This window comes from Streptomyces sp. XY006, assembly GCF_002237655.1.
Lineage (GTDB): Bacteria > Actinomycetota > Actinomycetes > Streptomycetales > Streptomycetaceae > Streptomyces > Streptomyces levis.
On record NZ_NOKT01000010.1, the window covers coordinates 105,928 to 129,260 of the forward strand.

Annotated in this window: 19 protein-coding genes and 1 riboswitch; of the genes, 11 read left to right on the forward strand and 8 right to left on the reverse strand. The window is 72.4% G+C overall.

The annotated features are described in order from the left end of the window. Positions 1-9: 9 nt before the first annotated feature. Together CHR28_RS13740 and CHR28_RS13745 are read right to left on the reverse strand one after the other, a co-directional pair. A complete protein-coding gene (locus CHR28_RS13740) occupies positions 10-954 on the reverse strand; it encodes a sucrase ferredoxin (RefSeq protein ID WP_094053877.1) in 945 nt (314 codons plus the stop codon). Between the two features lie 53 nt (positions 955-1,007). Beyond that, complete coding sequence (locus CHR28_RS13745; protein ID WP_179272426.1) at positions 1,008-2,336, reverse strand: citrate synthase; 1,329 nt, start codon at positions 2,334-2,336, stop codon at positions 1,008-1,010. Between the two features lie 110 nt (positions 2,337-2,446). Here CHR28_RS13745 and CHR28_RS13750 point away from each other — a divergent pair, with 110 nt between their 5' ends. Further along, positions 2,447-3,610 (forward strand): citrate synthase/methylcitrate synthase, encoded by a 1,164-nt coding sequence (locus tag CHR28_RS13750; protein ID WP_094053879.1) that lies wholly within the window; start codon positions 2,447-2,449, stop codon positions 3,608-3,610. A gap of 15 nt (positions 3,611-3,625) precedes the next feature. On the opposite strand, the gene CHR28_RS13755 is transcribed toward CHR28_RS13750, so the two are convergent. Both CHR28_RS13755 and CHR28_RS13760 read right to left on the reverse strand, forming a co-directional pair. Further along, a complete protein-coding gene (locus tag CHR28_RS13755) occupies positions 3,626-4,312 on the reverse strand; it encodes a DUF6082 family protein (protein WP_256984242.1) in 687 nt (228 codons plus the stop codon). Positions 4,313-4,398: 86 nt separating this feature from the next. After that, complete coding sequence (locus CHR28_RS13760) at positions 4,399-4,638, reverse strand: hypothetical protein (protein WP_094053880.1); 240 nt, start codon at positions 4,636-4,638, stop codon at positions 4,399-4,401. Positions 4,639-4,967: 329 nt separating this feature from the next. On the opposite strand from CHR28_RS13760, the gene CHR28_RS13765 reads away from it, so the two are divergent. After that, complete coding sequence (locus CHR28_RS13765; protein WP_094053881.1) at positions 4,968-6,056, forward strand: CobW family GTP-binding protein; 1,089 nt, start codon at positions 4,968-4,970, stop codon at positions 6,054-6,056. Here the strand turns inward: CHR28_RS13765 and CHR28_RS13770 are convergent. Beyond that, a complete protein-coding gene (locus CHR28_RS13770) occupies positions 6,053-8,509 on the reverse strand; it encodes a DNA gyrase/topoisomerase IV subunit A (protein ID WP_094053882.1) in 2,457 nt (818 codons plus the stop codon). The two genes, CHR28_RS13765 and CHR28_RS13770, sit on opposite strands and share 4 nt — an antisense overlap. Positions 8,510-8,728: 219 nt before the next feature. Here CHR28_RS13770 and CHR28_RS13775 point away from each other — a divergent pair, with 219 nt between their 5' ends. The 4 genes from CHR28_RS13775 (at position 8,729) to CHR28_RS13790 (ending at position 13,567) form a co-directional block, all read left to right on the forward strand. Continuing rightward, complete coding sequence (locus tag CHR28_RS13775) at positions 8,729-10,138, forward strand: M16 family metallopeptidase (protein WP_094053883.1); 1,410 nt, start codon at positions 8,729-8,731, stop codon at positions 10,136-10,138. Continuing rightward, a complete protein-coding gene (locus CHR28_RS13780) occupies positions 10,135-11,523 on the forward strand; it encodes a M16 family metallopeptidase (protein ID WP_094053884.1) in 1,389 nt (462 codons plus the stop codon). Before CHR28_RS13775 ends, CHR28_RS13780 begins: the two co-directional genes overlap by 4 nt. Positions 11,524-11,715: 192 nt before the next feature. Then, positions 11,716-11,883, forward strand: a riboswitch (cyclic di-AMP (ydaO/yuaA leader). Positions 11,884-11,895: 12 nt separating this feature from the next. After that, positions 11,896-12,684 (forward strand): M23 family metallopeptidase, encoded by a 789-nt coding sequence (locus tag CHR28_RS13785; protein ID WP_094053885.1) that lies wholly within the window; start codon positions 11,896-11,898, stop codon positions 12,682-12,684. A gap of 187 nt (positions 12,685-12,871) precedes the next feature. Continuing rightward, positions 12,872-13,567: a GntR family transcriptional regulator gene (locus CHR28_RS13790; protein ID WP_094053886.1), complete on the forward strand. Its 696-nt coding sequence runs from the start codon at positions 12,872-12,874 to the stop codon at positions 13,565-13,567. A gap of 178 nt (positions 13,568-13,745) precedes the next feature. Here the strand turns inward: CHR28_RS13790 and CHR28_RS13795 are convergent, their stop codons facing one another. Continuing rightward, positions 13,746-14,027 (reverse strand): HPr family phosphocarrier protein, encoded by a 282-nt coding sequence (locus CHR28_RS13795; RefSeq protein ID WP_003993478.1) that lies wholly within the window; start codon positions 14,025-14,027, stop codon positions 13,746-13,748. 174 nt (positions 14,028-14,201) lie between these two features. On the opposite strand from CHR28_RS13795, the gene CHR28_RS13805 reads away from it, so the two are divergent. From CHR28_RS13805 to CHR28_RS13820, 4 genes are all read left to right on the forward strand, one after another. Continuing rightward, complete coding sequence (locus CHR28_RS13805; RefSeq protein WP_094053887.1) at positions 14,202-17,021, forward strand: bifunctional acetate--CoA ligase family protein/GNAT family N-acetyltransferase; 2,820 nt, start codon at positions 14,202-14,204, stop codon at positions 17,019-17,021. Positions 17,022-17,176: 155 nt separating this feature from the next. After that, complete coding sequence (locus CHR28_RS13810) at positions 17,177-17,764, forward strand: DUF5998 family protein (RefSeq protein WP_094053888.1); 588 nt, start codon at positions 17,177-17,179, stop codon at positions 17,762-17,764. Next, entirely contained in the window at positions 17,764-18,960 is a 1,197-nt protein-coding gene (locus CHR28_RS13815) for an alkaline phosphatase family protein (protein WP_094053889.1), read from the forward strand. The genes CHR28_RS13810 and CHR28_RS13815 overlap by 1 nt, the downstream gene beginning before the upstream one ends. A gap of 43 nt (positions 18,961-19,003) precedes the next feature. Further along, entirely contained in the window at positions 19,004-19,654 is a 651-nt protein-coding gene (locus CHR28_RS13820) for a thymidine kinase (protein ID WP_094053890.1), read from the forward strand. 121 nt (positions 19,655-19,775) lie between these two features. On the opposite strand, the gene CHR28_RS13825 is transcribed toward CHR28_RS13820, so the two are convergent. Beyond that, on the reverse strand, positions 19,776-20,579 hold the full coding sequence (locus CHR28_RS13825) for a VOC family protein (protein ID WP_094053891.1): 804 nt from the start codon (positions 20,577-20,579) through the stop codon (positions 19,776-19,778). Between the two features lie 252 nt (positions 20,580-20,831). Between CHR28_RS13825 and CHR28_RS13830 the strand changes: the two genes are divergently transcribed. Continuing rightward, positions 20,832-21,683, forward strand: coding sequence for a sulfurtransferase (locus CHR28_RS13830; RefSeq protein WP_094053892.1), 852 nt, complete (start codon positions 20,832-20,834; stop codon positions 21,681-21,683). 203 nt (positions 21,684-21,886) lie between these two features. Here CHR28_RS13830 and sepH read toward each other — a convergent pair whose 3' ends face one another. Next, entirely contained in the window at positions 21,887-22,936 is a 1,050-nt protein-coding gene (sepH, locus tag CHR28_RS13835; RefSeq protein ID WP_094053893.1) for a septation protein SepH, read from the reverse strand. Positions 22,937-23,333 lie beyond the last annotated feature (397 nt).

Genomic DNA, 23,333 nt, shown 5'->3' on the forward strand with positions numbered 1-23,333 from the left:
TCGCCGGCGTCAGCTCGCGAGGGCCGTCGTCACCCTCGACTCGCGCACCGCCACCACGTCCATCCGCGCGGGTGAGCCCAGGACCGACGCCCCGCAGCTCTCCGCACGGGGCGGCAGGGCCGCGCTCTGCGCCACCTCCACCTGCCAGCGGCGTCCGTCGGCGTGGGCGACCGTCACCTCCCAGTGCGGGGCGGCGCCGGCCGTCCGTACGACGCTCAGCGCCTCCGCCGCGTACTCGCCGATGCCGGTGCGTACGGCGAGCTCGGCGGCCTGGCCCGGCCGCTCCCAGGCCGACCTGCCCCGGCAGCCCTCCACGACGACGCGTCCCTCGCGCGCCCCCTGCAGGACCTCCTTGAGCAGGTGTGCCTCGGCCCGCCCGTAGGCGTATCCGTACGGCAGCACCAGCACGGTCGGAGAGAAACGGTGACCACCCAGATGGGTGACCTCCCAGACGCCCTCGACCCCGGAGGTGGCGAGCTCGGCCGCGAGGGGGCGGCCCAGCAGGGCGCAGCAGCGGTCGCGCTTGCCGTTGGTGCAGACGAGCGCCAGCGGGTCGCCCTGGTGCGGCCGCGCGCCGAGCACCGCGTCGAAGGAGTGGTGGTCGCCCCGGCCCAGTGCGGCGAAGTCGAGGTCGAGCAGCCGCGCGGGGTCGGAGGTCGTGGCGGAGTGCAGCCACACGTTGCCCGGCGTGGTGTGCGCCGCGTACACCCGGCGCGTGGCGGGCATCCGGCGGTCGGCGTGACGTCCGGGGCGGCGGATGAGCACGATGCGTACGCCCGTGTCCTTCGCGGCCGCCTCCAGGGCACGCCCGAGGGCGGGGTCCAGGTGGCTCGAGGTGAGCGCCTTGGCACCCCACGGACCGGGCTGCTCCAGCAGCAGCCAGGTCCTCGCGGTGGCCGCGGTTCCCGAAACGGGCTCGTCGGAGTCCCGGGAGACGCTTGAGCACGTACTCACAGAGGTGAGCCTAACCTGACTTGGCCCGGCTCTCCTCCCGGGGGCGCCCCGGCCTACTCCGGTAGTGGCTGCGGCGGCTTCGGACCGGCGTACTGACCGCTCGGGCGCATCCGCAGCGGGCGTTCGCCGTACTCCTCCAGGGCGTGGGCGATCCAGCCCGCCGTACGGGCCACGGCGAAGATCGTCTCGCCCGCGGTCGCGGGCATGCCGCAGGACGCGGTGAGCACGGCGAGGGCGAGGTCGACGTTGGCGTGCAGCGGGGCGTGGCGGGCGGCGGTGTCGACGATGTCCCGGGCCGCGAGAAGGGCGGGCTCGGCGCGAGGGATGCTCTCCAGAAGGGAGAACAGTGCACGCGCGCGTGGATCCTCGCCGTGGTACAGCCGGTGCCCCAGTCCCGGGATACGGCGGCCTGCGCGCAGCTCGTCCGCGATCACCGGCCCGGCGTCGCCCTGGTCGAGCACGTCCTGGAGCATCCGGTGGGCGAGCCCGCTGGCCGCGCCGTGCAGGGGGCCCTCGATCACGCCGAGTCCGGCGGAGACGGCCGCGTAGGCGTGCGCGCGCGCCGAGGCGGCGACCCGCACGGCGAGGGTGGAGGCGGCCAGGTCGTGGTCGACGAGGAGGGCGAGCGCCGTGTCCAGCACGCGCAGGGACGCCTCGTCGGCCTCCCGCGGGGACAGCCGGGTCCACAGGCGGTGGGCCAGCGGAGCCTGGTCGCGGCGGTCGTCACGGTCGTTGCCGCGGCCGTCGCCACGGCCTGGGGCACTGCGGTCATCACGGCGGTCGTCGCGGCGATCGCGCCCGGCGGGCGGCAGGGCCGCGACGAGCGTCGGGATGAGGGTGCGGGCCGTGCCGAGCACGGCGTCCTCGGACAGGTCGAAGCGCAGCGGGTCCGCGGTCGCGGCGGCGACCGTCGCGACGCGGAGCAGATCGGCGGGCGCGGCGTGTTCGGGCAGGGAGTCGACGGCGCGGCGGGCGACGGCCACGGCTCCGGCGGGCGCCGCGAACGTGCTGCCCGGGCGCAACCGGCCCGTCCACAGCCATTCGGCGACCTCCTCGTAGCTGTGCCGCGTGGCCAGGTCGACGGCGTCGACGCCGCGGAAGTAGTACCGGTCGCTCTCGATGAGGGTGAGGCGGGTGCGCACGGACAGCTCGCCGCCGGCCGCCGAAGGGCCCGCGCTCTCGCGCCTGTTGCGCCGGGCGAGGGCCTCGACCTCCCGGGCGTCGAAGGTGCTGCCCCGGCCGCCGCTGCCACGCCGGCTGCTGAGCTGGCCGCGGCTGACGTAGGCGTAGACCGTCTCCGGCTTCACGCCGAGCAGCTCGGCGGCCTCCTTGGTGCTCAGCCGCCGCCCCGGGTCGAGAGGGGCGGGTTCTTGATCGCGCATGGGGCTCACCGTATCCGTCTAGCGGATCATTGACTTCTGTATTGACTGGATCAATGTTGACACGCCTCAAGTCAAGCATGGACAGTCGAATCAAGTCCAGGGAGGAAGACATGTCCGTCAACAGGTCCACAGCCACTCTTGTCGAGGTACCGCGGGGGCTCGCCGGTGTCGTCGTCACCGACACCCGGATCGGTGACGTCCGCGGTCTGGAGGGCTTCTACCACTACCGCCAGTACTCGGCCGTCGAGCTCGCGCAGACCCGCGGCTTCGAGGACGTCTGGCACCTGCTCGTGCACGGCGAGCTGCCCGACGCCGCCCGCGGCGCGGCCTTCACGAGGGAGACCGCCGCGCTGCGGCGACTGCCCGACGAGGTGCGTGCCGCGCTGCCCGCCATCGCCGCGGCCGGCGGACGCTCCGGCCCCCTCGCCGGGATGCGCACGGCACTGTCGCTGCTGGGCGCCGCGAAGGGCTTCCGGCCGGTGTACGACATCGACACCGACCAGCGCCGACGCGACGCGCTCGAAGCGGCGGCGGCCGTGCCCACCCTGCTGACCGCCCTGCACCGGCTGGGCCGGGGACTCGATCCGGTGGAGCCGCGGGAGGACCTGTCCTACGCGGCGAACTACCTGTACATGCTGACCGGCTCGGTACCGGACGACGGGCACGCCCGGGCCGTCGAGCAGTACCTCATCTCCACCATTGACCACGGATTCAATGCGTCAACATTCACGGCCCGGGTGATCGCCTCGACGGGCGCGGACGTGGCGGCGTGCCTGGCCGGTGCGGTGGCGGCGCTGTCGGGGCCCCTGCACGGAGGCGCGCCCAGCCGCGCCCTGGACACCCTGGACGCGATCGGCAGCCCGGACCGCATCGACGCCTGGGTGCGCGAGAGGGTGCTCGCCGGTGAGCGCATCATGGGCTTCGGGCACGCGATCTACCGCACGGAGGACCCGCGGTCGCGGATGCTGCGCGAGGTCGCCCAGAAGTTCGGCGGACCGCGGGTGGACTTCGCCGTGGAGGTCGAACGGCACGTCGAGGCGATCCTGGCGGAGCTCAAGCCCGGCCGCGAACTCCACACCAACGTCGAGTACTACGCGGGCGTCGTCATGGAACTCTGCGGCCTGCCCCGCGAGATGTTCACCCCGACCTTCGCCGCGGCGCGGGTGGTGGGCTGGAGCGCCAACATCCTGGAACAGGCGGAGGACACGAAGATCATCCGCCCGGTGGCCCGCTACGTGGGCCCGAAGGCCCCGGCCCCGGTACCGGCGGTGTGAGGGGTCGCCTCTGCGTCACGGCGGGCGGGGGGTGCCGCGGCCCTGCAGGTCGCGAATGGCTTGCTCGAAGATGCGGAACAGACGTCCTTCGTGGCTGTCCGGGGAGAGGCCCTCCTTCGCTCCTCGCGAAGCCTCCCAGTAGCGCTGGAAAAGAGGGCTCCTGAGCAGTGTGCGGGCGTATTCGAGCAACTCCTCTTCAGATATCTCACCCCACTCATAGAATAGGAGGTAGTGGCCGAACACGAGGTTGGCGAACAAGTGCTGGCGGACTACCTCGTGTGGCTCGTCGGGATAGTCGTTCCACACGGCGGCCAGTGTGGGGTCGTCCATCGCCATCTCGGTCAGCTGGACGTGCAGTGCTCGCAGATCGGCTCTCGCGCTGCGGCGCAGTTCCTGGCGGGAAAAGATGAGTTCCTGTCGTTGCAAGCGGAGTTCTTCACGTTGTAGGCGCAACTCTCGCTGCTGGAACAGCAGGGTGAACACCAGTAACAGGAGAGCCAGGCCGGAAAACACGGCGCTTATACCGCCGAAGTAATCCCCCACCGCGCTGCGTTCCGCTGCCTCTCGGCGCCCGCCGTTCGCCTCCTCGACACCGGTCAGGAGCCAACCGCTGATCACCACGGACGCGGCACCCACCAGAGCCACTCCGAGCAAGGCGGCCACACCCCACAGCAGGGCACGCCCGAAGCGTCGATGATCCATCCGCCCTCCCGGCATCTGCGTGATGCTTCCCCGGTGGGGGGCCGGGAAACGGGTTCTCCCGGCAGTGCAGGAGAACCCGATGGGGATCAGGCGTCCGGGATATCCGCCTTGGCTTTGACCAGGGTCTCCCGGGTGATCATGACGATCCGTTCGTAGTCCGCCCGATAGGCATCCGCGGGGAGTTCGTCGTCCAGCGCGTCAGTGACGTCTGTGCCGATGACGGCGAAATTCCCGTCGTTCAGTTCGAAGATGTCGGGACAATGGGCGCCGGATATGCTTCCTCGTTCACGCGGTGAAGCGCCGATCCGGCGGATGATTCGACTCAATGAAGAATCCTAAGAGCTTGCGCAGGGCTGGTGCACACGGAACCACGAGACGAGCACTGCACGGTAGGGGGGCTCGTTCTCGGCGGAGCGAACGACGCTTGTGGCGTGGCTCGGGACGGCAGAGTATTGCGTACTCACTACCGACCGGGTGACATTGTGTCGTCTTTGCATGTTCCCACGGCAGCAGCGAAGGAGCGCTGCCCCCACGAGTCGACGATGATGCCCCCTCGGGTCGGGCCTCCCCGGCTCGTATCCTGGCCCCGCATCCCAGCTCGTACGTGTGCCGGTCGCGCAGGCCGGTGCGCGCGTCGGTGTGAGAGAGGTCGTACGTGCGTCAGCCGAGTCCGGAACCGCGGCAGATCCCGGTCGTGGTCCTGGCCGGATTCCTAGGATCCGGCAAGACCACCCTGCTCAACCACCTCCTCCACCACAGTGGGGGAAGCCGGATCGGCGCCATCGTCAACGACTTCGGGGCCATCGAGATCGACGCGATGGCCGTAGCCGGTGCGCTCGGCGACTCGACGGTCTCCCTCGGCAACGGGTGCCTGTGCTGCGCGGTCGACGCGAGCGAGCTCGACCAGTACCTGGAGAAGCTCGCCGAACCCTCCCTCGGCATCGACGTCATCGTCATCGAGGCGAGCGGGCTGGCCGAGCCGCAGGAGCTCGTGCGGATGCTGCTCGCCAGCGAGCTCCCGGGCATCGTGTACGGCGGGCTCGTCGAGGTCGTGGACGCCGCCGAGTTCGACGCCACCCGGGCCCGGCACCCCGAGATCGACCGGCATCTCGCGCTGGCCGACCTCGTCGTGGTCAACAAGGTGGACCGGGCGGCGGACGGCGAGCGCGTCCTCGGGCTCGTCCGGTCCCTCGTCGACCGCGCCGCCGTCGTGCCGGCCGCCTACGGGCGGATCGACCCCGAGTTCCTCTTCGACTGCCGGCCGAGCGAGGAACGCATCGGGCAGCTGTCCTTCGACGACCTGCACGACCACGGTGCACACCACGAACATGACGAACACGGCGAGCACGCCGACCACACCGGGCACCTGCACAGCGCCTACGACAGCCTGTCGTTCACCTCGGCGCGGCCCCTCGATCCGCGGCGGCTGATGGAGTTCCTCGACAGCCGTCCCGAGGGGCTGTACCGGATCAAGGGGTACGTCGACTTCGGCCCGTACGACGTCCGCAACCGCTACGCCGTCCACGCCGTCGGGCGGTTCCTGCGCTTCTACCCGGAGCCCTGGCCGACCGGTGAAGAGCACCTTACGCAGCTGGTGCTCATCGGCTCAGGAATCGACGCCCCCGCCCTGGAGCTGCAGCTCGACGCCTGCCGGAGCGACGCCCCGCACGCCGACGAGCACGGCATGTGGGGCGTCCTGCGATACGTACGCGGCCGGGACGAGGATCCCGCCGAACCGGCCTAGACCGGCCCGGCCACCACCGCGACGGTCTTGGCCAGCGACACGCCCGAGCCGTCCCGGCGGGGGTCGATCTCCGGCAGCGTGGCCGGGCCGCCGTTCTTCTGGGCGGCCAGCGCCGGGCTGGGACCCGCCCAGGCGAGGGACAGGCAGTCCTCGCCCTTCAGGAACCGCTGGCAGCGGACGCCGCCGGTGGCCCGGCCCTTGCGCGGGTACTGGTCGAACGGCGTCAGCTTGGCCGTCGTCTGCACGGAGTCGTCCAGCGTGCCGCGCGAGCCCGCGACCGTGAAGACGACCGCGTCGGCGGCCGGGTCCACCGCCGTGAAGGAGATGACCTTCGCGCCCTCGGAGAGCTTGATGCCCGCCACACCGCCGGCCGGGCGGCCCTGCGGGCGCACCTGGGCGGCCTGGAAGCGCAGCAGCTGGGCGTCGTCGGTGATGAAGACCAGATCCTCCTCGCCCGTGCGCAGCTCGACCGCGCCGACGATCCGGTCACCCTCCTTGAGGGTGATCACCTCCAGCTCTTCCTTGTTGGCCGGATAGTCCGGCACGACACGCTTCACGACACCCTGGGCCGTGCCGAGCGCCAGGCCGGGGGAGGACTCGTCGAGCGTCGTCAGGCAGACCACCGTCTCGTCGTCCTCCAGGGAGACGAACTCCGCCAGCGGGGCGCCGCCCGCGAGGTTCGGCGTCGGCATCGACTCGGGGAGCGTGGGCAGGTCGACCACGTTCAGCCGCAGCAGCCGGCCCGCCGAGGTGACCACGCCGACCTCGCCGCGCGCGGTGGCCGGCACCGCCGAGACGATCACGTCGTGCTTGACGCGCTTGGCGCCGGCGTCCTCCGGGAACGGCTCGCCGTTCGCCGTACGCGCCAGCAGCCCCGTCGAGGACAGCAGCACCCGGCACGGGTCGTCGGCCACCTGCAGCGGCACGGCCGCGACCGGGGCACCGCCCGACTCCAGCAGGACCGTGCGCCGGTCGGTGCCGAACTTCTTCGCCACCGTGGCCAGTTCGGAGGAGACCAGCTTGCGCAGCTCCGCGTCCGAGTCGAGGATCCGGGTCAGCTCCTCGATCTCCGCGGTGAGCCGCTCCTTCTCCGTCTCCAGTTCGATGCGGTCGTACTTGGTCAGGCGGCGCAGCGGCGTGTCGAGGATGTACTGCGTCTGCACCTCGCTCAGCGAGAACTGCTCCATCAGGCGCTGCTTGGCCTGCGCGGAGTTCTCGCTGGAGCGGATCAGCCGGATGACCTCGTCGATGTCCAGCAGGGCCGTCAGCAGACCCTCGACCAGGTGGAGACGATCGCGCTTCTTGCCACGGCGGAACTCCGAGCGCCGCCGCACGACGTTGAACCGGTGGTCGAGGTAGACCTCCAGCAGCTCCTTCAGGCCCAGCGTGAGCGGCTGGCCGTCCACCAGGGCGACGTTGTTGATGCCGAAGGACTCCTCCATCGGCGTCAGCTTGTACAGCTGCTCCAGCACCGCCTCCGGCACGAAGCCGTTCTTGATCTCGATGACCAGGCGCAGGCCGTGCTCGCGGTCGGTGAGGTCCTTGACGTCGGCGATGCCCTGGAGCTTCTTCGAACCGACCAGGTCCTTGATCTTGGCGATGACCTTCTCCGGGCCGACCGCGAAGGGCAGCTCGGTGACGATCAGGCCCTTGCGGCGGGCCGTCACCTGCTCGACGGAGACGGTCGCCCGGATCTTGAACGTGCCGCGGCCCGTCTCGTAGGCGTCCCGGATGCCGGAGAGGCCGACGATGCGGCCGCCGGTGGGCAGGTCGGGGCCCGGGACGTGCTTCATCAGGGCGTCGAGGTCCGCGTTCGGGTGCCTGATCAGGTGGCGGGCCGCGGCGATGACCTCGCGCAGGTTGTGCGGCGGCATGTTCGTGGCCATGCCGACCGCGATGCCCGAGGCGCCGTTGACCAGCAGGTTCGGGAAGGCGGCCGGCAGGGCGGCCGGTTCCTGCTCCTGGCCGTCGTAGTTGGGGTTGAAGTCGACGGTGTCCTCGTCGATCGACTCCGTCATCAGGCTGGTGGCCTCGGCCATCCGGCACTCGGTGTACCGCATGGCGGCCGGCGGGTCGTCGTTGCCCAGCGAGCCGAAGTTGCCGTGGCCGTCGACCAGGGGGACCCGCATCGAGAAGGGCTGGGCCATGCGCACGAGCGCGTCGTAGATCGACGCGTCGCCGTGCGGATGCAGCTTGCCCATCACCTCGCCGACGACACGGGCGCACTTGACGTACCCGCGCTCGGGGCGCAGGCCCATCTCGCTCATCTGGTAGACGATGCGGCGGTGCACCGGCTTCAGGCCGTCGCGGGCGTCCGGCAGGGCCCGGGAGTAGATGACCGAGTACGCGTACTCGAGGAAGGAGCCCTGCATCTCGTCGACGACGTCGATGTCGAGGATCCGCTCCTCGTACGAGTCGTCGGGCGGCGGGGTCTTCGTGCTGCGGCGGGCCATCGCTGCCGGCTCCTTGCTGCTGCGATCCGGATCTGACGCCGACCATTGTGGACCGCCGCACTGACAAGCGGGACCAGGACCCGGTCCACAAGCCCTTTCCGGCTCCCGGGACCAGGTCGGCGCCGGGAACTTCACCAGCGCTTCGCACGCTTGCATACAGTGGCAGGACCGGCAGGAATCCGCGGTTGTGAAGACCGCTCCGCGATCGAAGGGACGTACATGCCCATGGGTCACACGGCCACAGCCCAGGCAGGCTCCGGGGGCCTGACAGCGACCGAGCACCGCCTGGCCAACGGTCTGCGCGTGGTGCTCTCCGAGGACCACCTGACCCCCGTCGCGGCGGTGTGCCTCTGGTACGACGTCGGCTCACGCCACGAAGTCAAGGGCCGTACCGGCCTGGCTCACCTTTTCGAGCACTTGATGTTCCAGGGTTCCGCCCAGGTCAAGGGCAACGGCCACTTCGAGCTCGTCCAGGGCGCGGGCGGCTCGCTGAACGGCACCACCAGCTTCGAGCGGACCAACTACTTCGAGACCATGCCCGCCCACCAGCTGGAGCTCGCCCTCTGGCTGGAGGCCGACCGCATGGGCTCCCTGCTCGCCGCCCTCGACGAGGAGTCGATGGAGAACCAGCGGGACGTCGTGAAGAACGAGCGCCGCCAGCGCTACGACAACGTCCCCTACGGCACCGCCTTCGAGAAGCTCACCGCCCTCGCCTACCCCGAGGGCCACCCCTACCACCACACGCCCATCGGCTCCATGGCCGACCTGGACGCGGCCACCCTGGAGGACGCGCGCGCGTTCTTCCGCACGTACTACGCGCCGAACAACGCCGTCCTCTCCGTGGTCGGCGACATCGACCCGGAGCAGACCCTGGCCTGGATCGAGAAGTACTTCGGCTCCATCCCCGGTCACGACGGCAAGCCGGCGCCGCGTGACGGCTCGCTGCCCGAGATCATCGGCGAGCAGCTGCGCGAGGTCGTCGAGGAGGACGTCCCGGCGCGCGCCCTGATGGCCGCCTACCGCCTGCCCGAGGACGGCACGCGCGCGTGCGACGCGGCCGACCTGGCCCTCACGGTCCTCGGCGGCGGCGAGTCCTCCCGCCTGTACAACCGCCTGGTGCGGCGCGACCGTACGGCCGTCGCGGCGGGCTTCGGCCTGCTGCGGCTCGCCGGGGCGCCCTCCCTGGGCTGGCTGGACGTGAAGACGTCCGGTGACGTGGAGGTGCCGGTCATCGAGGCCGCCATCGACGAGGAGCTCGCCCGGTTCGCCGAGCAGGGCCCGACGGCCGAGGAGATGGAGCGCGCCCAGGCCCAGCTGGAGCGCGAATGGCTGGACCGGCTCGGCACGGTCGCGGGCCGCGCCGACGAACTGTGCCGGTACGCGGTGCTGTTCGGCGACCCGCAGCTGGCGCTGACCGCCGTGCAGCGCGTGCTGGAGGTGACGGCGGAGGAGGTGCAGGAGGTCGCCAAGGCCCGCCTGCGCCCCGACAACCGCGCGGTGCTCGTCTACGAGCCGGTCGCCGACGAGACAGCCGACGAGACCGCCGAGACCGCCGAGACCGACGACGCCGACACAGCCGGGGACACCGCAGCCGCGGCCGGCGACGAGAACGAGGAGGCGGCCAAGTGACCGAGCTCGCCACGATGGACTTCCACCCCCGGCCGCAGGCGGGCGAGGCCCGGCCCTGGGCCTTCCCGGCCCCCGAGCGCGGCACGCTGGACAACGGCCTGACGCTGCTGCGCTGCCACCGCCCGGGCCAGCAGGTCGTCGCCGTGGAGGTGCTGCTGGACGCCCCCCTGGAGGCCGAGCCGGCCGGCCTGGACGGCGTGGCCACGATCATGGCGCGGGCCTTCTCGGAGGGCACCGACAAGCACTCCGCCGAGGAGTTCGCCGCCGAGCTGGAGCGCGCCGGCGCCACCCTCGACGCGCACGCCGACCACCCCGGTGTCCGGATCAGCCTGGAGGTCCCGGCCTCCCGGCTCGCCAAGGGACTCGGTCTGCTCGCCGACGCCCTCAGGGCGCCCGCGTTCGCCGACAGCGAGGTCGAGCGGCTGGTGCGCAACCGCCTCGACGAGATCCCGCACGAGCTGGCCAACCCCTCCCGCCGCGCCGCCAAGGAACTCTCCAAGGAGCTGTTCCCGGCGGACTCGCGCATGTCGCGGCCCCGGCAGGGCACCGAGGAGACGGTCGCAGCGATCGACTCCGCGGCCGTGCGCGCCTTCTACGAGAAGCACGTCCGCCCCGCCACGGCCACGGCCGTCGTGGTCGGCGACCTGACCGGCATCGACCTGGACGCCCTGCTCGGCGACACCCTGGGCTCCTGGACCGGCTCCACGGCCGAGCCGCGCCCGGTGCCGCCCGTGACCGCCGACGACACCGGCCGGGTCGTCATCGTGGACCGCCCGGGCGCCGTCCAGACGCAGCTGCTCATCGGCCGGATCGGCCCGGACCGGCACGACCGCGTCTGGCCCGCCCAGGTCCTCGGCACGTACTGCCTCGGCGGCACCCTCACCTCCCGCCTGGACCGCGTCCTGCGCGAGGAGAAGGGCTACACCTACGGCGTACGGTCCTTCGCCCAGGTGCTGCGCTCCGCGCCCGACGGGTCCGGTGCCTCGATGCTCGCCATCAGCGGGTCCGTGGACACGCCCAACACCGGCCCGGCCCTGCAGGACTTGTGGACGGTGCTGCGCACCCTCGCCGCCGAGGGCCTGACCGACGCCGAGCGGGACGTGGCCGTGCAGAACCTGGTCGGGGTCGCACCGCTGAAGTACGAGACCGCCGCGGCCGTCGCGAGCACGCTGGCCGACCAGGTCGAGCAGCACCTGCCCGACGACTACCAGGCCACGCTGTACCGCCAGCTCGCCGCGACGGGCACGGTGGAGGCGACGGCGGCGGCCGTCAGCGCCTTCCCGGTGGACCGTCTGGTGACCGTCCTCGTGGGCGACGCGGCGCAGATCAAGGCCCCTGTGGAGGCCCTGGGCATCGGCGACGTCACGGTCGTGGCCGCCGAGTAACGGCACGCGCGCGCAGGAGCCCTGGTTGTCTTCTAAGGCACCAGGGCTCCTTAATGTCCGAATTGGGGCGGGAGTTGCCTGTCTGCCCTGTGGGATGCGCTACAAAAGGCCCGATCCGTTTGGGAATTGAAAGTGGCCCCGCTTAGCTTCGTGCGGGCTGTTCGTCAGGCAGTGCGCCGCACCCGCGGCACCGGACAGTCATCGCCGAGTCCCCGTACGGCGCGAGCCAGGGGAGCCGGGGACCCAACCGCAGTCCCTGGGGTGAATCGGACGCCCGCGCGCGAGTCGCGAGGGGGTCCGTAGGAGACCTTCCTGCTCCGAACCCGTCAGCTAACCCGGTAGGCGAGAGGGAAGGAAAGGACCAGCCACTTCATGGCGTTCACGCGCGCCACCGGCAAGCATCGCCGTCCCAGCAGGATCCAGCGCGGCACGGCCCGCGCGGCGGGCGTCGCGGCGCTCGCCACCACCGGAGTGATCGGTAGTGTGGCCGCCCCGGCCTTCGCCGCCTCCGAGCCGGCGGTCGAGCAGACCGGCCTCACCCCGGTCGTCACCATGGGTGACACCGTGGCCCAGCAGATCGACGCCCAGGCCGTCGCGCAGAAGCAGGCGGCCGAGATGGCCGCCGCCAAGGAGAAGGCCGAACAGGCCGCTCGCGAGCGCGCCGCCGAGGCGGCGAAGAAGGCCAAGGAGGCCGCCGAGAAGGCCCGCGAGGCCAAGGAGCGCGCCGCCCGCGAGGCCGAGCGCAAGCGCCTCAACAGCTACGTGTCCCCGATCCCGGGTTCCTACGTCTCCACCGGCTACAAGGCCGGCGGCGCCGTCTGGTCCTCCGGCAGCCACACCGGCATCGACTTCCACGCCGCCACCGGCACGTCCGTCCACGCGGTCGGCGCGGGCACGGTCGTCGAGGCCGGCTGGGGCGGTGCCTACGGCAACCAGGTCGTGATCAAGATGAACGACGGGACGTACACCCAGTACGGCCACCTGTCGTCCGTCGGCGTCTCGGTGGGCCAGCAGGTCACCCCGGGCCAGCAGATCGGCCTGTCCGGCGCGACCGGCAACGTCACCGGTGCGCACCTGCACTTCGAGGCCCGGACGAGCCCGGAGTACGGCTCGGACATCGACCCCCTCGCCTACCTCCGCTCGCACGGCGTGAACCTCTGACGCCACCCCTTCAGTGCCCGAAAGGCCCCGGCTCACCGAGCCGGGGCCTTTCGGCATTCACCGGGCCTCTGTCCAAAAAATATCCATGGATTCGGGGCTGCCGTCGGAAATTCCGGCTGGTTGCAATAGAGTCACGGAACACACGTCACTCATCGACGTTTCACGGGGATTAAGCGGAGGTCGGGTCATGCGTATTCCCGCGCACTCGGTGTGCACGGCCATCCGGGACGACATCGTCGCGGGTGTCCACGAGCGCGGCAGCCGGCTCACCGAGGAACTCCTCGCGCGCCGCTACGGCGTCTCGCGCGTCCCCGTCCGGGAGGCCCTGCGCACGCTGGAGGCCGAGGGCTTCGTGGTGACCCGGCGGCACGCGGGCGCCTGCGTGGCCGAACCCACCGAGCAGGAGGCCGCCGACCTGCTGGAGATGCGGGCGCTGCTGGAGCCGCTCGGCGCCGCCCGGGCCGCCCAGCGGCGCACCGAGGCCCATCTGAAGGTGCTGCGCGGCCTGGTCCGGCTGGGTCAGGAGCGCGCCCGCCGGGGTACCAGCGACGACCTGCGTTCCCTGGGCAGCTGGTTCCACGAGACGCTGGCCCAGGCCTCCGGCAGCCCCGCCCTGATCGCGATGCTCACCCAGCTGCGCCACAAGATCGCCTGGATGTACGCGGTGGAGGCGCCGGCCGATCCGGGCGAGTCCTGGGCCGAGCACGGCGCGATCGTGGACGCGGTGGCGCGCGGTGACAGCGAGCGCGCCCGGGCGGTCACGGCGCTGCACACCGAGCGCTCGACGGCCGCGCACCGGCTGCGCCTCGGCGGGCCGCGGGAGCGCGGCGAGCGTGTGAGGAATCCGCAACATGCCGTAAACACGGCGAGCCCGCGGCATTAACACGTGAGCCGTATACAAAGAGTGGTGAATTCGCGGGGAATTATTTCTGCTGCCATTTTACGGCCGGCCGTGCGGACGAACCGCGTGAATTCTTGGCGACCGGACCCCGGAAATGAGTGATGCCGCGCCGGCCATGCGGGCCGGCGCGGCTTCACCCGTGGAAAACCGCTCGAACGACTCAGACGGTCTCGGGCAGTTCCTCAAGGCCCTCGGAGACCAGCTTCGCCAGCCGGTCCAGGGCGGCGTCGGCGCCCTCGGCGTCGGAGGCGAGGACGATCTCCTCGCCACCCTGGGCGCCGAGGCCCAGGACGGCGAGCATGGAGGCCGCGTTGACGGGGTTGCCGTCTGCCTTGGCGATCGTCACCGGGACGCCTGCGGCCGTGGCGGCTCGGACGAAGATGGAGGCGGGGCGGGCGTGGAGACCCTCGGCCCAGCCGACGTTGACGCGGCGCTCAGCCATGTGTTGCTGCCCTTCGCTGTTCAGGGTTGTCTAGACCAGTTTCCCATACGTGAGGCCCGGGGCGGACCTGTCGTTCCGCCCCGCCGGTGCCGTCGGATCGCGGCCTCGACCCGACTGACGCCCTCCACAGACTGCCTCGCGCCGTTGTCAGGCGCTAGCCGTACTCTGGGGCCCATGCAGACCTCGCCGGACCGGCACGAGTATCCCGCCCACTGGGAAGCCGACGTGGTGCTGCGCGACGGGGGCACCGCGCGCATCCGGCCCATCACCGTCGATGACGCCGAGCGTCTCGTCAGCTTCTACGAGCAGGTCTCCGACGAGTCGAAGTACTACCGCTTCTTCGCGCCGTACCCTCGCCTGTCCGCCAAGGACGTCCACCGCTTCACGCACCACGACTTTGTGGACCGGGTGGGACTCGCGGCCACGGTCGGCGGCGAGTTCATCGCCACCGTACGCTACGACCGGATCGGCCCGGACGGGACGCCCGCCTCCGTGCCCGCCGACGAGGCCGAGGTCGCCTTCCTGGTCCAGGACGCCCACCAGGGCCGCGGGGTCGCCTCCGCCCTGCTCGAACACATCGCCGCCGTCGCCCGGGAGCGCGGCATCCGCCGCTTCGCCGCCGAGGTGCTGCCCGCCAACACCAAGATGATCAAGGTGTTCACGGACGCCGGGTACACCCAGAAGCGCAGCTTCGAGGACGGCGTGGTCCGCCTGGAGTTCGACCTGGAGCCCACCGACCGCTCCCTCGCCGTGCAGTACGCGCGCGAACACCGCGCCGAGGCCCGGTCCGTGCAGCGGCTGCTCGCCCCCGGCTCGGTCGCCGTCATCGGCGCGGGGCGCTCCCCGGGCGGGGTGGGCCGCAGCGTCCTCGGCAACATCCGGGACGCCGGCTTCACCGGCCGCCTCCACGCCGTGAACAAGGCCCTGCCCGAGGAGCAGAAGGAGCTCGACGGGGTGCCCGCTCACCGCTCCGTGCGGGACATCGACGGCCCCGTGGACCTCGCGGTCGTCGCCGTGCCGGCCGAACAGGTCCCGGAGGTCGTCACCGAGTGCGGCGAACACGGCGTGCAGGGACTCGTCGTCGTCTCCGCGGGGTACGCCGAGAGCGGGCCAGAGGGACGCGAACGCCAGCGCGCCCTCGTGCGCCAGGCGCGCACGTACGGCATGCGCATCATCGGCCCGAACGCCTTCGGCATCATCAACACCTCCCCCCGGGTGCGGCTCAACGCCTCCCTCGCCCCCGAGGTGCCCCGCCCGGGCCGGATCGGCCTGTTCGCCCAGTCCGGCGCCATCGGCATCGCCCTGCTGTCCCGGCTGCACCGGCGCGGCGGCGGTGTCACGGGCGTCACCGGCGTCTCCACGTTCGTCTCCTCCGGCAACCGCGCCGACGTCTCCGGCAACGACGTCCTGCAGTACTGGTACGAGGACCCCGACACCGATGTCGTCCTCATGTACCTGGAGTCCATCGGCAACCCCCGCAAGTTCACCCGCCTCGCCCGCCGGACCGCCGCGGCGAAGCCCCTGGTCGTGGTCCAGGGCGCCCGGCACGGAGCTGCTCCCCAGGGACACGCCGTACGGGCGACGCGGCTGCCGCACGCCACCGTCTCCGCCCTGCTGCGGCAGGCCGGCGTGATCCGGGTCGACACGATCACCGAGCTGGTGGACGCCGGCCTGCTCCTCGCCCGCCAGCCCCTGCCCGCCGGACCCCGGGTGGCGATCCTCGGCAACTCCGAGTCGCTCGGCCTGCTCACCTACGACGCCTGCCTGGCCGAGGGACTGCGGCCGCACCCTCCGCAGGACCTGACCACGGCCGCCTCCGCCGCGGACTTCCACGCGGCCCTGTCGCGCGCACTGGCCGACGACCGGTGCGACGCGGTGGTCGTCACCGCGATCCCGGCGGTGGGGGAGGGCTCGGTCGGGGACGCCGCCCTCGCCGAGGCCCTGCGCTCGGCCGCGGCCGCCGCGCCGGCCAAGCCGGTCCTGGTGGTCCACGTCGAGCTCGGCGGTCTGGCCGAGGCCCTGTCGGCCGCGGCGAGCACGGCACCCCAGCCCGAGACGGACAAGTCCCCGCTGCCCGCTCCCGACCCGGCGTCCGCCGCGGCACGGCCCGCCGCCGACGCCCCCGAGGGCACCCACCTCATCCCCGCCTATCCCGCCGCCGAACGCGCCGTCCGCGCGCTCGGCCAGGCCTTCTCGTACGCCCAGTGGCGGCGCGAGGCCGCCGACCCCGGCAAGGTGCCCGAGTACGACGACGTCGACCAGAAGGGCGCCGCCGCCCTGATCGACGGGCTGCTCTCGAGCGGGCAGGGCCTCACCCTGAGCACGGACGCGACCTGCGACCTGCTCGGCCACTACGGCGTCGACGTCCACCGCGCCCTGCCCGCCCCGACCGCGGACGCCGCCGCTGACGCCGCCCGCGCCCTCGGCTACCCCGTGGCCCTGAAGGCCACCGCCCCCCACCTGAGGCACCGCTCCGACCTGGGCGGCGTTCGCCTCGACCTCGCGGACGAGGAGCAACTGCGCCGGTCGTACGCCGAATTGACCGAGCTGTTCGGCGCGCCCGACGAGCTGCGCCCCGTGGTGCAGCGGATGGCGCCGCGCGGCGTCGACGTCGTCGTACGGGCGGTCATCGACCCGGCGGCCGGCGCGGTGCTCTCCTTCGGGCTGGCCGGGGCCGCCTCGCAGCTGCTCGGGGACACGGCGCACCGGCTGATCCCCGTCACCGACCGCGAGGCGAGCACGCTGGTGCGCTCCATCCGCACGGCCCCCCTGCTCTTCGGCTGGCGCGGCTCCGCTCCGGCCGACACCCGTGCCCTGGAGGAGCTGCTGCTGCGGGTCTCCCGGCTGGTCGACGACCACCCCGAGGTCGTGGCGGTCACCCTGGAGCCGGTCGTCGTCGCCTCGCACGGTCTGAGCGTCCTGGGCGCCTCCGTCCGCCTCGCGCCGCCCCCCGCCCGCGACGACCTCGGCCCGCGGACCCTCCCCGCGTACTGAGCGGTCCGCCCCGCGTACTGAGCGACCCTCCCCGCGTACTGAAGGGACCCTCCCCGCACTGAAGGGACCCCCGAGCCCTGAGGGGAGCCCCGCCCTCGCACGGACAGGGGGCGAGCGGTGCCTCGCAGTCAGTGGTCCCCCGTAGGATGGGCGTCATGGCCAAGACCAGTACGACGACCCAGGGGCTGCGGGCGGCGATCGAGCGCAGCGGCTACTACCCGGCCCTCGTGGCCGAGGCGGTGGAGGCCGCCGTGGGCGGCGAGCCCATCCGGTCGTACCTGGTCCACCAGGAGACGACGTTCGACCAGAACGAGGTGCGCCGGCACGTGACGGTGCTCGTCCTCACGGACCACCGTTTCATCGTCAGCCACACCGACGAGCAGGCCGCCGACAGCACGTCCCCGACGCCGTACGCCACGACGTCCACGGAGTCCGTGAAGATCGGCCGCATCTCCTCGATCGTGGTCAGCCGCGTGGTCGCCAACCCGGAGTCGTACAAGCCGGGCACCCTGCCCCGCGAGGTGGTGCTCACCATCGGCTGGGGCGCCGTCTCCCGCATCGATCTGGAGCCGGCCGCCTGCGGCGACCCCAACTGCGAAGCGGACCACGGCTACACCGGCAACTCCACGGCCGACGACCTCAGCCTGCGCGTCAGCGAGGCCGGCGACGGACCGGAGACGGTGCGCCAGGCGCTCGACTTCGCGCAGGCCCTCTCCGAGGCGACCGCGGACAGCGCCCGCTGATGGCACAGCCGAAGACGGCCTGGGACCACCACCCCGAACCGCTCGCCGTGGCCTCCGCACCGACCCCCGAGTACGGCAGCGGCTCCCTCGCCGACCTGCTGCCCACGCTGGCCGCCGGGCTGGGCGTGCCCGGCATGACCGCCGCGATCCCCGAGCTGACCCCGGCCGACCGGAACTGCGTGTTCCTGATCGACGGCCTCGGCTGGGAGCAGCTGAAGGCGCATCCCGAGGACGCCCCGTTCATGACGTCCCTGCTCGCGACCTCGCGCGGCGGCACCGGACGTCCGCTCACCGCCGGCTACCCGGCGACCACGGCGACCTCCCTGGCCTCCGTCGGCACCGGCCTGCCGCCCGGCGCGCACGGCCTGCCCGGCTACACCGTGCGCAACCCCGACACCGGCGAGCTGATGAACCAGCTGCGCTGGCAGCCCTGGACCCCGCCCGGCCCCTGGCAGCCGTACCCGACTGTCTTCCAGCTGGCCCACGAGGCCGGTGTGCACGCCGCGCAGGTGTCCTCCCCGACCTTCGAGAACACCCCGCTCACCCGGGTGGCGCTCAGTGGCGGAACGTTCCTGGGGCGGCTGACCGGCGAGGAGCGGATGGACCTGGCGGCCGGGCAACTGGCCGCCGGCGACCGCTCCCTGGTCTACACGTACTTCGCCGAGGTCGACGGCGCCGGCCACCGCTTCGGCGTCGACTCCGACGCCTGGCGCGGCCAGCTCATGTACGCCGACCGCCTGGTCCAGCGCCTCGCGGAGCAACTGCCCCCGCGCAGCGCCCTCTACGTCACCGCCGACCACGGCATGATCGACGTGCCCTTCGGCGAGCAGCACCGCATCGACTTCGACGAGGACTGGGAGCTCAGCGCCGGCGTCGCCCTGCTCGGCGGCGAGGGCCGCGCCCGGCACGTCTACGCGGTACCGGGCGCCGCGAACGACGTGCTGACCTGCTGGCGCGAGGTGCTCGGCGAGCAGTTCTGGGTCGCCTCCCGCGACCAGGCCATCGAGGCGGGCTGGTTCGGCCCGCACATCGACGCCCGGGTCTACGACCGGATCGGGGACGTGGTCGCCGCCGCGCGCGACGACGTCCTGCTCATCGCCTCCGAGCGGGAGCCCAAGGAGTCGGCGATGGTCGGCAACCACGGTTCGATGACCCCCGCCGAGCAGCTGGTCCCCCTGCTCGAAGTACGCTCCTGAGACCGCACGCCGATCCCTTCCGCCGAAAGGTGCTCAACCCCCCATGCCCGAGCTGGTGTTCTTCTCCGGAACGATGGACTGCGGGAAGTCGACGCTGGCTCTCCAGATCGAGCACAACCGCTCGGCGCGCGGACTGCAGGGCATGATCTTCTCCCGGGATGACCGCGCCGGCCACGGCAAGCTGTCCTCACGGCTCGGCCTGGTCACGGACGCCGTGGAGGTCGAGGACGGGCAGGACCTGTACGCCTACCTCGTCGACCACCTCTCCCAGGGCGGCCGGGCCGACTACGTCATCGCCGACGAGGCGCAGTTCCTCGCCCCCGAGCAGATCGACCAACTCGCCCGCGTGGTCGACGACCTGGGCCTGGACGTGTACGCCTTCGGCATCACGACCGACTTCCGCTCCAAGCTGTTCCCGGGCTCCCAGCGGCTGGTGGAGCTGGCCGACCGGGTCGAGGTGCTCCAGGTCGAGGCCCTGTGCTGGTGCGGCGCACGCGCCACGCACAACGCCCGCACGATAGGCGGCGTCATGGTCGTCGAGGGCGCCCAGGTGGTCGTCGGCGACGTCACCCGCTCCGCCGACGAGGTCGGCTACGAGGTGCTGTGCCGCCGCCACCACCGCCGCCGCATGACCGCGGCGACGGCCCGCGCGGCGGCCCTGTCCCCGGACGTCCTGCCGGTCACGTCCGCCTGACCGCCTGACTGCTTGACCGCTTGACCGTCCGACCGCCCTGCCGGGCAGCGGCCCGGTGGCAGGGTCCCGGTGGCGGTGTCCCGGTGGCGGGGTCCCGGTGGCAGGGGCCTGGCGGCGTCCGTCAGTCCGGCCGCTGCAGCAGCGCGAACCGCGCTCCCTCCGGATCCGCCACCGCCGCCACGCGCCCCTGCGGGGTGTCGCGCACCGGCTTCAGGACGGTCCCGCCCAGGTGGACGAGGTGGTCCAGGGCGTCCCCGACGTCGTCGACCTGGAAGTACGTCACCCAGTGCGGCCCCCGGTCGCGGGGCAGCGACTGTCCCATTCCGTGCACGCCCGCGACGGGCCGGCCGCCGAGCTGCAGGGTGACGTAGTCGAAGTCGGCGGAGACGACCGGCTCCTCCTCGTAGCCGAACACCGTCCGGTAGAACTTGGCGACGGTGGCCGACTCGAAGGTCAGCAGCTCGTTCCAGGCGGGGGTGCCGGCGACGTCCGAGACGGCCGTGCCCAGGTGCGCGGCGGGCTGCCACACGCCGAAGACCGCGCCGGACGGGTCGGAGCCGATCGCCAGCCGGCCGGCGTCGGCGGCGTCCAGCGGGCCCACCCCGATGGTGCCGCCGCAGCTGCGCACCGTCTCGGCCGTCAGATCGGCGTTGCGCGAGGCGAAGTAGGGGGTCCACGCGATGGGCAGGTGCCGGTCCGGCGGCAGTTGGCCGATGCCGGCCACCTCGTGCCCGTCCAGCAGCGCGCGCACATACGGGCCGAGCTGCTGGGGGCCGGGCCGGAACTCCCAGCCGAACAGCGCCCCGTAGAACTCCTCGGTCGCGGCCAGGCCGTGCACCATCAGGCTCACCCAGCAGGGTGTGCCGGGCGCGTGCCGAGCGGGTGTTTTGCCGCTCGGGCCGGCGGACGCCGGTGCGTCGCTCATCGTCACTCTCTTCTCGGCCTGGCGGTGGCCGTGCTCTCCGCAGCCCTCGTAGGGCTCGCCCCGCGGGACGACCTTTGTCCGGGAGAATGCCCGATGTGCGGGGCGCTGTCCCTTGCGGCGCGCTTATCGACAGGTGTCGTTCAGCTGTACAGCATGTGCTTGTTCCCGTACACCGAGTGATCGACCCGGCTCGGCGGAGCAGAGTAGCCGGACCGCGACGGCTCGGCCACCCGGTGCGCGAGGATGGGGAGCATGAACGCCATCATCTCCGCATCCGACCTCGCGCACGCTCTGACGGGCCCGACCCCGCCGGTCCTGCTCGACGTCCGCTGGCAGCTCACCGCGGCCAAGGCGTCCGGCGAACCGCCGTTCGACGGCCGGGCCGCGTACGAGGCAGGGCACCTGCCGGGGGCCGTCTACGTCGACCTGGACCGGGAGTTGGCCTCGGCTCCGGGCACGGGCGGCCGGCATCCGCTGCCCGACCTGGCGCGCTTCGGCGCGGCGATGCGCGCGGCGGGCGTGTCGTCCCGGACGCCGGTGGTCGTCTACGACGGCGGCCAGGGCTGGGCGGCGGCCCGGGCATGGTGGCTGCTGCGCTGGACGGGTCACCCGGACGTGCGGGTCCTCGACGGCGGGTTGCCGGCCTGGGAGGGGCCGCTGGAGACGGCCGTGCCGGATCCGGCGGAGGGCGACTTCGCGCCCGAGCCGGGGGCGGCGGGACTGCTCGACGCGGACGCGGCGGCGGAGCTGGCGCGGTCCGGGGTGCTGCTGGACGCGCGGGCGGGGGAGCGGTACCGGGGCGAGGTCGAGCCGATCGACCCGGTGGCCGGGCACATCCCGGGCGCGGTGTCCGCGCCCACGACGGAGAACGTGGGCGCGGACGGCCGTTTCCTGCCCGCCGATGAGCTCCGGGAACGCTTCAAGAACCTCGGTGTGTCGCAGAGTTCACCCGTGGGCGTGTACTGCGGGTCGGGCGTGTCGGCGGCGCACCAGGTGCTGGCGCTCGCGGTCGCGGGCATCCCGGCACACCTGTACGTGGGCTCGTGGTCGGAGTGGTCGGCGGACCCGGCCCGCCCGGTCGCGGTGGGCCCCGACCCCCAGTGACCGGCTGCGCACGGCCCGAGCGCTTGAGACGCGCACGGCCCTGAGCACCCGGGACGCGTGCGTCGATGAACGCCCGGGACGCGCACGGCCCTGAGCGCTCGGACGTGCGCGGCCGCCCTGGGTGATCAGACGCGCATGAGGGCCGCACCCGGTACGGCGCGGCCCTCAGGCGTAGTCACATGGACGACGACCGACCCGGCCGGCTACTCCTGCTTCTTGCGCCGGGTCCCGAACACGATCTCGTCCCAGCTCGGCACGGCCGCTCGGCGGCCCGGGCGGACGCCGTCGGCCTCCGCCTGACGGTCGGTGGCGCCGATGAGACGGTCGCGGTGGCTGCCCACGGAACGCGGCATGAGCACGTCCGCGTACGCGGAACCGGCCGAGGCGGCGGGAGCCGGCGGCTCCTCCTCCTCGGACTCGACGACGGGCTCCTCCTCGGGCTCCGGCGCGGGGCGCTCGGGAACCACCAGGTCGCCGCGGAAGCTCGGCACCGCCTCCAGGAGGCTGGTCAGCGAGTCCCGTTCGGTCGAGGCCGTGATGGCCAGGGTCTCCTCGTCGGGCTCGGAGGCCGGCGCGGGCAGGCTCGGCCGCTCGCGGTCGCCGGGCCGGTCCAGCGGCCTGTCGCGCGGCAGCCGTGCGATCCGCGGCACGAACGGGAAGCTGGGCTCGGGCGCGGCCAGGTCGTCGGACTCGCCGATCAGTGAGCGGGCCTCGTCGTCGACTGCCTGGACGAGCCGCCGCGGCGGGTCGTACGTCCAGCTCGCCGAGTGTGGTTCGCCCGCGACGCGGTAGACCAGCAGGACCTCCCACGTGCCGTCGTCACGACGCCACGAGTCCCACTGGACGGTGTCCTTGTCGGCCCCGCGCAGCAGCAGCCGCTCCTGCACGGCCTCGCCCAGCGGCGGACCGGAGTTCTCGCCGGGGCGGCGGACCGGAGTCTTGCGGGCCCGCTCGGCCATGAACGCGCGCTCGGCGAGCACCGGACCCTCGAAGCGGCGGACCCGGTCGACGGGGATGCCGGCCATCTGCGCGACCTCTTCCGCGGTCGCGCCGGCACGTATACGCGCCTGGATGTCGCGGGGGCGGAGGTGGCTCTCCACCTCGATCTCGATCTGGCCGAGGCGGGGACGGTCGCCGCGCACGGCGGCGCGGAGCCGTTCGTCGATCGGAAGCGTGTACTCCGTGCTGTCCGCAGCCTTCAGCACCAGCCGTGTGCCGTCATTCGAGACGGCCACGACACGCAGTTCGGGCATGGGGACCTCCCGGGTGGTGCCTGCCGACGTCACGTGCGTCGCTGCTTCCGCTAGTCGAGTGTGGCCTGCCCGGGTGCAGCCTGCCACAACCTTGCCGAGTTGCCCGGCGTGTCGGGCGCGGGCCCTGGATCGCCGTTATGGCACGGTTACCTATTCGCAACGCTAAGTGACGAACTTCATCACCCTGTGCAACTAGCCCCCTCCCGGCGGTCCTTAAAGGTCCCGTGCACCCTGAAGGGAGACCGGACCCAGGGCTCGCAACAGTACTCCATTCGGGCCACGTGCGTGGATTGGCACGCCGCCCAACTTCTGGCAAGAGGGGGGACTTGGCCGCCCCATGCCCCCGTTCCGCGATCTTGAACGTGGGGAACTTCACGTAATCGCCGGAATCGGAACT

Bases quoted from the DNA above. Each gene is read 5' to 3' on its own strand.
- CHR28_RS13745 (WP_179272426.1), bottom strand. From the start codon at position 2,336: ATGCGCGATCAAGAACCCGCCCCTCTCGACCCGGGGCGGCGGCTGAGC.
- CHR28_RS13750 (WP_094053879.1), top strand. From the start codon at position 2,447: ATGTCCGTCAACAGGTCCACAGCCACTCTTGTCGAGGTACCGCGGGGG.
- CHR28_RS13755 (WP_256984242.1), bottom strand. From the start codon at position 4,312: ATGGATCATCGACGCTTCGGGCGTGCCCTGCTGTGGGGTGTGGCCGCC.
- CHR28_RS13770 (WP_094053882.1), bottom strand. From the start codon at position 8,509: ATGGCCCGCCGCAGCACGAAGACCCCGCCGCCCGACGACTCGTACGAG.
- CHR28_RS13775 (WP_094053883.1), top strand. From the start codon at position 8,729: ATGCCCATGGGTCACACGGCCACAGCCCAGGCAGGCTCCGGGGGCCTG.
- CHR28_RS13785 (WP_094053885.1), top strand. From the start codon at position 11,896: ATGGCGTTCACGCGCGCCACCGGCAAGCATCGCCGTCCCAGCAGGATC.
- CHR28_RS13790 (WP_094053886.1), top strand. From the start codon at position 12,872: ATGCGTATTCCCGCGCACTCGGTGTGCACGGCCATCCGGGACGACATC.
- CHR28_RS13795 (WP_003993478.1), bottom strand. From the start codon at position 14,027: ATGGCTGAGCGCCGCGTCAACGTCGGCTGGGCCGAGGGTCTCCACGCC.
- CHR28_RS13805 (WP_094053887.1), top strand. From the start codon at position 14,202: ATGCAGACCTCGCCGGACCGGCACGAGTATCCCGCCCACTGGGAAGCC.
- CHR28_RS13810 (WP_094053888.1), top strand. From the start codon at position 17,177: ATGGCCAAGACCAGTACGACGACCCAGGGGCTGCGGGCGGCGATCGAG.
- CHR28_RS13815 (WP_094053889.1), top strand. From the start codon at position 17,764: ATGGCACAGCCGAAGACGGCCTGGGACCACCACCCCGAACCGCTCGCC.
- CHR28_RS13820 (WP_094053890.1), top strand. From the start codon at position 19,004: ATGCCCGAGCTGGTGTTCTTCTCCGGAACGATGGACTGCGGGAAGTCG.
- CHR28_RS13825 (WP_094053891.1), bottom strand. From the start codon at position 20,579: ATGAGCGACGCACCGGCGTCCGCCGGCCCGAGCGGCAAAACACCCGCT.
- CHR28_RS13830 (WP_094053892.1), top strand. From the start codon at position 20,832: ATGAACGCCATCATCTCCGCATCCGACCTCGCGCACGCTCTGACGGGC.
- sepH (WP_094053893.1), bottom strand. From the start codon at position 22,936: ATGCCCGAACTGCGTGTCGTGGCCGTCTCGAATGACGGCACACGGCTG.